Source organism: Photobacterium indicum (genome assembly GCF_003026215.1).
GTDB classification, from domain to species: domain Bacteria; phylum Pseudomonadota; class Gammaproteobacteria; order Enterobacterales; family Vibrionaceae; genus Photobacterium; species Photobacterium indicum.
In genome coordinates this window covers 62,536-75,541 of the sequence record NZ_PYOC01000002.1, presented here as the reverse complement: position 1 = coordinate 75,541, position 13,006 = coordinate 62,536, and the positions used below count along the sequence as shown (strand labels likewise).

The 13,006-nt window shown below is 40.9% G+C and carries 9 protein-coding genes; 4 read left to right on the top strand and 5 right to left on the bottom strand.

Annotated elements, in window-relative coordinates; translation table 11 throughout:
- Window positions 1–182: 182 nt before the first annotated feature.
- The 4 genes from C9J47_RS06295 to ebgR form a co-directional block, all read right to left on the bottom strand.
- A complete protein-coding gene (locus C9J47_RS06295; RefSeq protein ID WP_107252770.1) occupies window positions 183–1,607 on the bottom strand; it encodes an amino acid permease in 1,425 nt (474 codons plus the stop codon).
- Between the two features lie 147 nt (window positions 1,608–1,754).
- Window positions 1,755–2,207 (bottom strand): beta-galactosidase subunit beta, encoded by a 453-nt coding sequence (locus C9J47_RS06290; protein ID WP_107252769.1) that lies wholly within the window; start codon window positions 2,205–2,207, stop codon window positions 1,755–1,757.
- Complete coding sequence (gene ebgA, locus C9J47_RS06285; RefSeq protein ID WP_107252768.1) at window positions 2,208–5,324, bottom strand: beta-galactosidase subunit alpha; 3,117 nt, start codon at window positions 5,322–5,324, stop codon at window positions 2,208–2,210.
- Between the two features lie 459 nt (window positions 5,325–5,783).
- Window positions 5,784–6,761 (bottom strand): transcriptional regulator EbgR, encoded by a 978-nt coding sequence (ebgR, locus tag C9J47_RS06280; RefSeq protein ID WP_107252767.1) that lies wholly within the window; start codon window positions 6,759–6,761, stop codon window positions 5,784–5,786.
- A gap of 498 nt (window positions 6,762–7,259) precedes the next feature.
- Between ebgR and galE the strand changes: the two genes are divergently transcribed.
- The 4 genes from galE to galM all read left to right on the top strand — a co-directional run bounded on the left by galE (window position 7,260) and on the right by galM (window position 11,800).
- Complete coding sequence (gene galE, locus C9J47_RS06275) at window positions 7,260–8,270, top strand: UDP-glucose 4-epimerase GalE (RefSeq protein WP_107252766.1); 1,011 nt, start codon at window positions 7,260–7,262, stop codon at window positions 8,268–8,270.
- 109 nt (window positions 8,271–8,379) lie between these two features.
- Complete coding sequence (locus tag C9J47_RS06270) at window positions 8,380–9,471, top strand: UDP-glucose--hexose-1-phosphate uridylyltransferase (protein ID WP_425440593.1); 1,092 nt, start codon at window positions 8,380–8,382, stop codon at window positions 9,469–9,471.
- 52 nt (window positions 9,472–9,523) lie between these two features.
- Window positions 9,524–10,726 carry a galactokinase gene (gene galK / locus C9J47_RS06265; protein ID WP_107252765.1) on the top strand — a complete coding sequence of 401 codons (1,203 nt, stop codon included), beginning with the start codon at window positions 9,524–9,526 and terminating at the stop codon, window positions 10,724–10,726.
- A 6-nt stretch (window positions 10,727–10,732) separates the two neighbouring features.
- Window positions 10,733–11,800 (top strand): galactose-1-epimerase, encoded by a 1,068-nt coding sequence (gene galM / locus C9J47_RS06260; protein ID WP_425440597.1) that lies wholly within the window; start codon window positions 10,733–10,735, stop codon window positions 11,798–11,800.
- Window positions 11,801–11,884: 84 nt separating this feature from the next.
- On the opposite strand, the gene C9J47_RS06255 is transcribed toward galM, so the two are convergent.
- A complete protein-coding gene (locus tag C9J47_RS06255; protein ID WP_107252763.1) occupies window positions 11,885–12,907 on the bottom strand; it encodes a substrate-binding domain-containing protein in 1,023 nt (340 codons plus the stop codon).
- Window positions 12,908–13,006 lie beyond the last annotated feature (99 nt).

Sequence of the window (13,006 nt, the reverse complement as noted above, 5' to 3'; positions counted from 1 at the left end):
ATTTTCGGTTTGTGACGATGGTCGTCAATTAACTTATTGATTTAAAAGTTAATTGCAGTAGTTGAATCATTGCTAGTCACTAAAAAGCCCTCAAAGGCATACTACCGATGAGGGCTATTGATTCTGTATGTCGTTAAATTCACAGGCGTTTTGTGCCTTACTTTCCATACAGGTGGGCGTATTTACTCTGTAGCGGTGTTAAGTTCTTTTGTATTTGTTATGACTAACTTTTTTTCATACTGATTGTATTTCCACCATGCATATCCGAGGAATACGACAATTCCGCCAACATTATAAAATATGATGGTGAGTATATTACCGCCGGTTGGGAAGGTTGCTGCAAAGAACCCAACAGTGAAGATAACAATCAGAACAGAGACGATTGCGATGCCAGTTGTACGTGAACCCATTTTGAAATCACGTTCTAAATGATCAAGCTTCCAGCGTAGTACCAAGTAAGCAATCATAATAAACAGTGGGGGCAACATCGACGCTGCTGCTGTCATATTAATAACGGTACTCATTAGATCTTGTGCTGTTTCTGATCCGATGGTTGGAATGAGCATAAGTGGAATAACAATAAAGAATTGTACCCATGCTGCTCGTGCTGGTACGCCATTTTTATTCAGGGCAACTGTCTTTTCACCAAAGATGCCTTTGGGAATTTCAGAGAAGAAAATTTTGACTGGTGTTGCTGTCCACATTAATAGTGAGCCTAGCATTGCAGTGAAAGATACCATACCAACAAAACGGTTCATCATTATTTCAGGTAGACCAAAGTGTTTAGCCAATCCTTCAAAAACCTGTACTGTTCCACCGGTGAATTTTAACTCTTCACGAACAACAAACACGTTGATTAATACAGAGCTGACGGAGTAAAGCGCACCAATAAATATACCAGCAAGAATAATTACTTTAACGAATGATTTATGGCCACCTTTAATATCGTTAACGTAGACAGCAACAGATTCGGCCCCACCTGCTGCCATGAATATCCAGGTAGTAACACCCAAGAAGGCCCAGTTAAAACTTGGTGTCATAGCTTCAATCGTAATGGGATCTGCAGGCTGAATACCACCGACTACAGCCGCACCCGCTAAAAATATGTATGACATTGTAAGTAATAGCATTAACGACGAGGTAACTGAAGTTATCGGCCCAAGCATTTTTGCACCATTAGTCGATACATAAGTAGCAACAGCAAAAAGTAAAGTACTTAGAACAGCCGTTGTCATAGGTGTAAAGACGTATTCATACCCAAGAAACGCATACGACGCATAAGCAATGACACGTGGTAGCAATGAAGTGAAGAAGAAGAGATTTACAAACCAATAGGTATAGGCAGATATAAATGCCCAGCGACCACCTAGTGAACTTTTAACCCATGAATATACACCAGCCTCAGAGTCTTTATTTAATGCGACAAATTCAGCAATAATTAAACAAAATGGGATGAAATATAAAATGGTGGCAATAAAGAACATAGGGGCAGAAGATAGCCCAATTTCAATATTATTATTGATGACATTATTAAAGCTAAACACAGCCGCAAATGTCATGGACAGCAAGGCAAATTTGCCTATGGTGCCTCGTGCAGATTTAGACATTATTTTCTCCGGTGAATCACGTTAATTATATTTGTTTTAACTCTCCACTTCCTAGTAGGTATGGAGTGGAGAGTGCAGAGGTTGTGATCTTCTTCTCAGAAGCCAGTGCCTTTTATTTTGTATGTTTTTTCATGTTGTTATTCAGCGTTATTTATTAAGGAAGTAGCCATCTTCTATTGTGACTTTAAGGACTACCTTGCGAACTCGCTTATCACCGATGAATCGGTAAGCGTTGTTATTGTCCAATATGACCACTTGCCCTTGACCAACCGTTTGTAAGGTGCCAGAGCCAGCAAGGTATTCTCGGTCCGTTTCATCTTGATAAGGCATTACGATGTCAAGTTGCTGCTTGTGGTTTGCCTCAATGGTTTCTTGACCTTCGAGGTAGTAGTGGACATCAAAGTAACGACGGTTTCCGATGAAGTGCTCTGAGTTTTTAGCCACGCCATCTTCAATCATGTAAGCCAGTGAATCGCCAATCGAGTGGTAAACGCCATCACGAATATTGCCGATGTTTTCGATAGCTTCGACACAGCGATTCCATTTACGTCCGTCGCGGTATAATGTTTTGAATTGCTCGAGGTTCTCTAAAACAACCATTTATTTATCTCCGCTAATCATGCTTGGTGTATTTTCTTGAATGTTTTGGTCTGTTTGTGTTTTGAGTGAAAAATCTTGCCCCGCCAAGTAATTTGCACGGCAATTCGCTTGGCTAAATGGCACTAGCGTTAAGGCGTATTGGAAATCGTTCATGTAAACACGGTAAGAATCTAATACTTCAGAACCCCAAGAGTTCGAGCCTAATCCCATTAGCTTATGGTCAAGATTTAGCGTGATATAACCGCTTTTTTCTAATTCATTGATATGTTGTGCTTCATGCAAGTGTTCACCGGTGTAATGCCATGCACTTAAATTAATAGGCTGTTCTGGTTTTACAAATAGTCCATTACCTTGGCGGTTCACGAGTGAGGCCCAGCGCACGTCTTGGCGGTTGCCGTTGTTTTGTGGGAAAGGGTAGTTCTCAAACATTTTTGTTACTGTTGATTGGTAAACATCAATGATGTTGCACTGTTTACTATCAAGGTAGTTTTCTTCAGGACCACGCCCGTAGTATTCAATTTGCTCGAATTGATTATTGATCCCCATATCCAATCCAATTACAGGAATAACATGTGGGTATTCACCGTATTTTTTGCCTGTAAGAGAGAGGTTTACTTGACCTTCTGAATGAATTTCATAGGTGTAAGTGCAACGCATACCAAAATCTAGAACTGGCGGAGCAACAATGCTGTTAACAGTGACGATAACATTCCCGTCTTGCTGCTCTATATGTAGTGTGCGGAAATGTTCTTCCATTATTTGCAGATGAGCAGGTTCCCATAAACCTTCATACTCTTGCTTATGGTTGTCGACCATTGGCTTGAAGAAATTCATCTTTGGTGAGCTAGCGATTATTTCAATACCGTTGCTCAGCCAAGATGTTAATTGACCGCTAATTTTAGAGAACGTCAGCTCGAAGTTGTAACCTTCAACTATCCACTCTAGGCGTTGCTCTTTAACATTAAGCGCAGTGCTATTTGTGTGTGTGAATGTAGGTAATTGCGCGGTATTTTCTTTTATTTGGAATTGGAATATGCCCAGCTCGCTATTTGCGACACTGTAGCGCGTACTTGAATTTTTACGTACTGAGACATTAATGAAGACTTCACGTTCATCTAATTCAGGTAGAGCAACTTGAAGGTCACGGCTTTCACCTACTTTTACATTGGTTGCTGAAAGTTGGTATTGAGCCAGTGTTTCACCTTCAGCACGAATATCGACCAGTAAGGTGATGTCATCTAAGGTCGAGAACCAGTATTTGTTTTCAACTGTGATAAGGCCATTTTCTGCATCTTTTACACTGACTTTTACTGGGCAGATAACTTGTTTGTATTCACGTAAACCTGGACCAGGAGTTTGATCCGAATACACCAAACCATCCATGCAGAAGTTATAATTATTCGGGTAATCACCGTAGTCACCACCGTATTTATAAACGTCACGCCCTTTTTCGTCTTGTTCAAGAATACCGTGATCACACCACTCCCATAAGAAATGCCCTTGAATATGATCATGTTTGTAGAAGACATTTTGATATTCAGTTAGTCCGCCCGGACCATTACCCATTGCATGAGCGTACTCACAAATAATGCGAGGCTTGTCCATGGGTTGTTCACCAAAATAATTCATCAGCTGAACGCGGGAATACATGGTGCTAACAATATCTACAACTTCAGCATTACGATCTTCTTCATAATGAACAAGGCGGGTATCATCAATGGCTTTTGCTGCTTTACACATTGCGCGAATATTGCAGCCGTAGCCAGACTCATTACCTAAAGACCACATGATGATACTAGGGTGGTTCTTTTGCGCATGAATTTGACGTTCAATACGATCAACGAACACATTCTCCCATTCGGCATCATCGGTAATACGGCTTAAGTCGCCAACGTTAGCAAAACCATGGGTTTCTACATCGGTTTCGGCCATCACAAACAAACCGTAAATATCACACATTTCATAGAAGCGAGGATCATTAGGGTAGTGTGCGGTACGCACTGAGTTAATGTTGTGTTGTTTCATCAAGATCAGGTCTTTTTCGACACGATCAATGCCTGCGGCTCGACCATTTAAATGATCATTGTCGTGGCGGTTAACCCCATGAAGCATGGTATACTGGTTATTGATATAGAACAGGCCATCTTTTACTTTAATGTCGCGGAAACCAACACGCTGTGGAATGATCTCGATAATAGTGCCAGCATGATCTTTAAGCGTGAGGAATAGGTGATATAAGTGCGGATTTTCGGCTGTCCAGTGAACAGGGTTAGTCACATCAATAGCAAAAGTAGCTGTGTGGCATTCTTCGATAGCTAGGTTATCGACTGAGTCATCGGAGATAAGCTGATTGCCGTCGTATAAAGCATATTCAAGTTGGAAGCCTGAAGCCTGTGCTGTTTGTAAGTTTTCGATGACGACAGAACCAGAAAGTGTAGCACTTTGATATTGTGCATCGAAATCTGTGCGTATTGTGTAATCATAAACATGAACTGGCTTTTTACCTACGAGGTAAACGTCACGGAAAATCCCAGCTGTCCACCACATGTCTTGATCTTCGATGTAGGTAGAATCAGCCCATTGCATAACACGAACAGAGAGTAAATTTTTACCCACTTTTACTTGTTCTGAAATATCAAACTCCGCCGTTAGGCGGCTGCCTTTACTGAACCCTACATACTGACCGTTTACATACACTTCAAAATAGGTTTCAACGCCATCGAATTTGATGATTGTTTGTTGTTTATCCCATCCGTCACCCAATGTGAAAGTACGTTGATATGCACCTGTAGGGTTGTTAGTCGGAACAAAAGGAACGTCAATAGGGAAAGGAAAGCCTTCATCAGTGTATTGAAGCTTACCATGACCTTCCATTTGCCACATGTTCGGAACTTGAATGCTATCCCATTCAGACATTTCTTGATTGTAAAATTCATCAGGAACAAGCATTGGATTATTGAAAAAATTAAATGTCCACTGCCCACTAAGTAGCATGAAGTGACTACTCAGATCACGTTGAAAACTCTTAGCTTTATTTAATGCGTCGTAAGAGAAGAAGTAAGCGCGTGGCTCTATTCTATTTTCGCTAAGATGGTTAAAGTTTTCCCAGTTATTCACAATGCCTCCCGGACATATTTTTATAATCTGAGAGCCATGTTAGTTAAAGTTTTAGTAAAATAAATTGGTAAAACTATTTTACTTTAACTTGGTCACATTTTGTTCTTGAGTTTGTGAGCCGACTAACATTCTTGGCGGGAAAGAATATGAGCATTTAGCATATAAAAAAGGTGGTAGGAGTGAAAAAAACGACTGGTCGATGGTTTAATGTACGCGAGAGGTATACTTTTTGGCGTTATTAAGGGAAATGTTTGTTGAGAGCGATTCAGAGTGCTTTCTGGATGTAGTTATACTTTAAGGTGAATGCTGGTTAAATTTTAGTAAAATACAAATATAATAGATGAGTAAGTCTTCTTTTTTAACTTAGTTAGAGTTTATTCTCTGGTCTGTCTAAGCTGTTTGCGATAGGCATAAAAAATGGCACAAAAGTACCATTCGTATTGAAGCAGAGATAAGCTGTTATTTTTTCGTTGTATCTCTTAATCTAAGCTTGCTGGGTACATAAGAGTGAATAGGGATTGTGCGGCCATCTCGGCTGCGTTCCATCAGCAAATTAACGCCTTGACTGCCCATTAACTCAGAATGAATTCTAAAGGTAGACAATGAAGGGAAGGTGAACTTTGCTGTGGGTATATCATTCACACTAATCAGAGTTATATCTTCTGGTATAGAGAGACCTTGCTCATGAATGGCACGCAAAACCCCAATTGCAATAGAATCTGAAGCAATAAACAATGCTTTAGGATGATCACCAGCGAGCATCTTTTTCGCCAGTTTATAGCCTGATGAACTAGTAAAGTCCCCACGATGGATATCAGCAGAAGAGACTACGCCTTTAAGTTGACCGTATTCGGTAAAAGCAACTTCTCGCACATCAGACTTATTGGCACAGTCTTGCCCACCAATGAATCCAACACGATTGTAATTTTGCGCGATAAAGAAATTAATAACTTCTTGACTGATACGAGCAAGGTCGATATCGACAGAATCGAAGTCTTGATCAAAATCGGTATAGTCTACGTAAGCAATATTTGTAGATAGCGATTTTACTGCTGACAGTTGTTCATTGGGTAAGCGACCTACTAACAATATGCCATCGATATGTTTGAGTTTATTATTAACCTTCGACTCGTACACATTGGTAAGGCTAATGCCCAATTTTTCGCATTGAGTTTCAATACCATGACGAATAGATAAATAATAAGGGTCGTTGAACTCAACATCTTGTTTGTAGTTGTATATAGCAAGAACGTTAAGGCGCTGTTTAGTGCTAACTTTACGCGATGATGATGTTTTATATTCAAGCTTTTCTGCAATCTCAAATATTCTACGCTTTGTTTCTTCTTTTACACTGAGGCTAGGATCATCATTCAATACTCTCGAAACTGTGGCGAGCGATACGCCAGCTTCGTTTGCTATTTCCTTTAACGTTGCCATTCTTCCCTCCAGGGCGTTTATGCGCATTTACGGTTATCAGATAGAGGATGAACATGCTTGTTGATGCGAGCTTAAATTACCTGTTAAGAATGCGATCTATCCGTAAACGTACTTATTATCAAAGCGCTGCATTTAATATGTATAGAAATACGCCGAAAGGTATTTTATGACGTTTTAGTAAAATTATCGACACCCTTAGGTGCTTTTTACTCGTGTTTATGGCGATATTTTTGTATTAAATCAGCATAACTAGCCAGCGACAATGCAGTTAATCGTTTACATTATTTGTCGAAAGATAATGAATCCTATTTATTCTCTTTTTACATCCTTCTTTATTATTCCTTTATTTCTACGAACTCTCATGTTTTTCCACAGAATCATGACGCTTTCCATTTGTGGAAACGTTTACACAAGTGTGGTTTTGATCACGGACCTCAGGGTGTTTTGCTTGGTACACTTTTTAGCAGTTAATCGTTAATCAAGATTTGGAGAGAGATTGTGAAAGTATTAGTTACTGGTGGAATGGGTTATATCGGCAGCCATACATGTGTGCAAATGATTAATGCAGGGCTAGAGCCGATTATTCTCGATAACTTATCAAACAGTAATTCAGCAGTACTTGAAAGAGTGCATGCATTAACTGGTGTAACGCCTCTATTTTATGAAGGTGATGTGCGTAACCAGACAATACTTTCTCAAATCTTTAGCGAGCAAAAAATTGATTCTGTTATTCACTTTGCTGGCTTGAAAGCAGTTGGCGAATCGGTAGAAAAGCCACTTGAATACTATGATAACAACGTTCACGGCACGCTTGTACTCGTCGATGAAATGGCGAAAGCGAATGTGAAAAGCCTTGTCTTTAGTTCTTCGGCAACGGTTTATGGTGATGCTACTGAAATGCCCATTAACGAATTGACCCCTACAGGCGATGTTACTAACCCATATGGTCGTAGCAAATATATGGTCGAGGAATGTTTGCGTGATATCCATTTTGCCGATCCGACATGGAGCATTACGTTACTGCGTTATTTCAATCCGGTTGGTGCACATCCATCAGGTACGATGGGCGAAGACCCACAAGGCATTCCTAATAATTTAATGCCATTTATTGCGCAAGTTGCTGTTGGTCGCCGTGAGTACTTATCTGTCTTCGGTGATGATTATCCAACTCCCGATGGTACAGGCGTTCGTGACTATATTCATGTTATGGATCTATCGGATGGTCACGTAGCTGCGCTCAATGTTGTTGGACAAAAATCAGGTTTGCATATATATAACCTAGGCACGGGGCAGGGTAGCAGCGTATTACAAATGGTGAATGCATTCAGCCAAGCTTGTGGTCATGACGTTGCTTATAAAATTTGTCCTCGTCGTTCAGGTGATATCGCAGAGTGTTGGGCTAATACGCAAAAAGCAGAACAAGATCTAGGTTGGAAAGCCCGTTATAAGGTTGCAGATATGGCACAAGATACGTGGCGTTGGCAGTCAGAGAATCCACAGGGTTACTAAGTATCCATTTCTATCAATATATTTAAGCTGCAGGGATAGATGTGGGAATCATATTTAGTATGCCAGTTTAACCCTTGCTTCGCACAACTTTGAATAGGCAATTTTGATTATGTCGAATATTGATTCGAGCACTAATTTGAACGGCGACACTTTTGACGCAACCGATCACCCGCACCGTCGTTATAACCCATTAACAGGTCAATGGATTTTAGTTTCGCCACACCGTGCAAAGCGCCCTTGGCAAGGGGCTGATGAAACGCCAGAACCCGCTGTTGATACCCAATATGATAGCGGATGTTTTTTATGCCCAACGAATACTCGAGTGTCTGGTGATAAAAACCCAGATTATACTGGCACCTACGTATTCAATAATGATCACGCTGCGTTAACGGTGGATACACCAGACGCACCGCAATCTGATAATCGATTATTTCGCAGCGAGAGTGCCCGTGGGCTTAGCCGCGTAGTGTGTTTCTCTCCCGATCATAGCAAGACATTACCAGAATTATCTGTGTCAGCTATTCGTAGCGTTATTGACACATGGAACGAACAGATTGAAGAGCTGGGGCAAGATTATATTTGGGTTCAAGCTTTTGAAAATAAAGGTTCAGCGATGGGCTGCTCTCAACCTCATCCGCATGGACAAATCTGGGCTAACAGCTTTTTACCTAATGAGATCTCCCGTAAAGACGACAATTTAAGAGCGTATTATCAGAAAAACGGTACGAATTTACTGGTTGATTACGTTAACAGTGAAATGAAAGACGGCTCTCGCACTGTAGTTGAAACTGAACATTGGATTGCTGTGGTGCCTTATTGGGCTGCATGGCCATTTGAAACAATGTTAATGCCTAAAACGCATGTACGTCGTATGAATGAATTAACGGATGAGCAGCGTGATGATCTTGCGTTAGCCATGAAAAAGCTGACTAGCCGTTACGATAATCTGTTTAAGTGCTCGTTCCCGTATTCGATGGGTTGGCATTACGCCCCCTTCTTTAAAGAAGAGGAAGGTGACGATACAAACATTGAGCATTGGCAGCTTCATGCGTTGTTCTATCCGCCTCTTTTGCGCTCTGCGACAGTACGTAAATTCATGGTCGGTTATGAAATGTTGGCAGAAAGCCAACGTGATTTAACCGCAGAGCAAGCCGCTGACAAATTACGTGCACTGAGCGATATTCATTTTCGTGAACAATAGCAGTGAATCACAACGTTAACCCTTATTCAACAGATTATTAGGTAGTAAGAACATGACAAAAAACAATAAATCTCAAGCCTTAATTCATAGCGTAACGTCTGTATTCATTGATGTATTGGGGTATGCACCAAGAAAAATCATTCAAGCGCCTGGTCGGGTGAACCTTATCGGTGAACACACTGATTATAATGATGGTTTTGTATTGCCGTGTGCGATTGATTACCAAACTATTGTGGCAGCTTCATGCCGTGAAGACAGTATCGTACGTGTTGTTGCCGTTGATTACAGCAATGAAGTGAAAGAGTTTGATATCACTCAACCGATTATATTTGATCAAGACTGCATGTGGATTAACTATGTGAAAGGTGTAGTGAAATGCTTATTAGATCGTGGTTATGAATTTAATGGTGCAGACATTACTGTAAGCGGTAATGTTCCTCAAGGTGCTGGGTTAAGTTCATCTGCCGCGCTTGAAGTTGTGATTGGTCAAACATTTAAAACGCTTTATAGCTTAACGATTACTCAGCAAGATATTGCTTTAAATGGTCAACAAGCTGAAAACCAATTTGTAGGCTGTAATTGCGGCATTATGGATCAATTAATCTCTGCAGAAGGTAAAGCAAACCATGCACTATTAATTGATTGTCGAACGCTCGATACGACACCTGTATCTATGCCTGAAGACATGGCTGTTGTTATTATTAACTCGAATAAAAAGCGCGGCTTAGTAGACAGTGAATACAATACACGTCGTGAGCAGTGTGAAGAGGCAGCGCGTGTTTTTGGCGTAAAAGCGCTACGTGATGTCACTATCGATCAGTTTAATGAACGTGTGAATGAGCTTGATGAAATGGTGGCGAAGCGTGCGCGCCACGTGATTACTGAAAATGATCGTACTGAACAAGCTGCCCTTGCATTGAGTGCTGATGATATCAAACTGATGGGCAGTTTAATGGCTGCATCTCATGCCTCTATGCGTGATGATTTTGAAATTACGGTACGTGAAGTAGATGTATTGGTTGATATGGTTAAAGAATGTATTGGTGAAGACGGTGGTGTGCGTATGACTGGCGGTGGCTTTGGTGGTTGTATTGTAGCGATTATGCCACCAGCAATGGTGGATAGTGTTAAAGCGGTTGTAGAAGCAAGATATGAAGCTGAAACAGGGCTAAAAGAATCTATTTACGTGTGTAAAGCCATGCCTGGTGCTGGTGAGGTCGTCGGTATTACAGCACTTGAATCAGTAACGGCTTAATAAGGACTGATGATGAGTAATACATTGCATCAATCCATGACACAGGATATTGCCTTTGATGGCAGCCCCGCGAAGATTTTCACGTTAACAAACAGTAATGGTATGTCGGTATCGTTTATGGATATCGGCGCTACATGGTTAAGTTGTTGTGTAGAGCTTGGTGAAACGACCCGCGAAGTGCTGCTAGGTGTTTCTACGATGAAGCAACATCAGCAGCAACAAGCCTATTTAGGGGCAACTGTGGGTCGTTATGCGAATCGCATTGAATCTGGCAGATTTGTTATTAATGATGAAACGCACCAAGTGTTAACGAATCAAGCGGGTAATTGTTTGCATGGTGGGCCTGATAGTTTTACTCATCGTCGCTGGCTGGCTGAACAAGCCTGTGAGCAAACGATAGTCTTTACACTTGAATCACCAGATGGTGATCAAGGTTTTCCAGGTAAGGTCAATGCGTCTGTTAGTTATACCCTAACAGATAAAAATGAAGTGGTTATCGCTTATAGTGCAACAACCGATAAAGCATGCCCGATCAATCTGACGAATCATGCTTACTTCAATTTATTAGGGGCAGATTCACAGTCAGATTGTCTTGGTCACTCGCTCGTGATTCATGCTTCACAGTATTTACCTTCTGATAAGAAGGGCATTCCGGTTGGTGAATTGAAAGATGTACAGGGTACGAGCTTTGACTTCATGCAATCAAAGGAATTGAAGCAAGATTTTATGGCAGACCACGATCAGCAATTAGCCGCGGGTTATGATCATTCTTTTTTATTGGAAACAGAATGTCATCAAGGCAAAGCAACGGCAGCAAGCGTGACTTCGCCAGATGGCAAATTACGATTAGAATTACAAACCACAAAGCCAGCTATACAGCTTTATACCGGTAATTATTTAGTGGGTTGTCCGAACCGAGAAGGAAGTGAATACGTAAATCATGCTGGTTTTGCGCTAGAAACCCAATATTTACCAGATTCCCCCAATCATCCTGAGTGGCAACAACCTTCTTGTATTGTACAGCCTGAACAAATGTACAAGCATCAAACAACGTATCGATTTTTGGTTGTGTAGCTATACCTAGTTAAAAGCCATACCCTAAATAGAAAGGAGCCTCGACAATGAATGTTAAGGCTCTTTTTTTATCAATTCGCTAAACTAGCTTTTTACTTTATCGACTGATAAGCGGCGCACTAATGTTGGCATGAACATATGTGTATCTGTATCTACTTTCTCTGGCTCTATTGGTTGATTCTTATTGGCTAATTTTAGTGATAATTGAGCAGCATGCTCAGCCATCATTTGAATAGGGTAGCGAATAGTCGTTAATTTTGGATGTAAGTATTTTGCTATTAATCCATCATCGAAACCAATGAGTGACATGTGTTCAGGTGCTTGAATCCCATTTTCTTCCAGAATAGACAGTGAGCCTGCTGCCATATAGTCGTTATAAGCGACAACAGCGGTAATCGGTAGGTTTTTAGCGAGTAAGTTAGTCATTGCTTGCTCGCCACCTTGCTCGTCTGGGCTGCCATATTCAATATAGCTCTCAGGTTGATGTAAGCCGTGTGCTTTAAGGGCTTCTTGGTAGCCGGCTTTTCGTTGTTCCGCATCTTCAATTTGGTGGTTTGAACAGACATAGCCAATATGCTGGTGGCCATGACGAATCAAATATTCAGTCGCAAGGTAAGAACCTTTGTGATTATCTAGCGCGATACACTTTTCGGCAATTTCAGGGATATATCGGTTAATCAGAACGAACCCTGATACTTCTTTAGCGTAGGCAATAAGTTCTTCATTAGATAAGCCCTTACTGTGAATAACTAATGATTCACAACGGCTATTTATTAATAACTCGATTGCATCACGTTCAGTATCTGCATCGTGATAACCATTACCAATAAGAATATGTTTACCGTTGTTGCGTGCCACACCATCGATGGATTTAACCATTGAGCCAAAGAAAGGGTCGGATACATCACCAACCAATACCCCTAGTGTATTCGTCGATTGACTTACCAGTGCTCGGGCATTGGCATTAGGGCGATAACCCAGTTTGCGCATGGCAATACTAACAGCATCAATAGCAGATTTACTTGCCTTGGGTGACTTGTTAATAACACGTGAAACCGTAGCAACAGAAACACCTGCTTCTTTTGCTACATCTTTAATAGTTGCCATACATTATCCCAATAAATATCAGTATTCTTTTTGCCTATGCCATTTAACAACGGTTGTGAAAATAACGCAAATAGAGATCATGAAATTGATAGGCTGGTT

Coding starts and splice junctions, on each gene's coding strand:
- C9J47_RS06295 (WP_107252770.1), bottom strand. CDS start 1,607: ATGTCTAAATCTGCACGAGGCACCATAGGCAAATTTGCCTTGCTGTCC.
- galK (WP_107252765.1), top strand. CDS start 9,524: ATGACAAAAAACAATAAATCTCAAGCCTTAATTCATAGCGTAACGTCT.
- C9J47_RS06255 (WP_107252763.1), bottom strand. CDS start 12,907: ATGGCAACTATTAAAGATGTAGCAAAAGAAGCAGGTGTTTCTGTTGCT.
- ebgR (WP_107252767.1), bottom strand. CDS start 6,761: ATGGCAACGTTAAAGGAAATAGCAAACGAAGCTGGCGTATCGCTCGCC.
- C9J47_RS06270 (WP_425440593.1), top strand. CDS start 8,380: ATGTCGAATATTGATTCGAGCACTAATTTGAACGGCGACACTTTTGAC.
- C9J47_RS06290 (WP_107252769.1), bottom strand. CDS start 2,207: ATGGTTGTTTTAGAGAACCTCGAGCAATTCAAAACATTATACCGCGAC.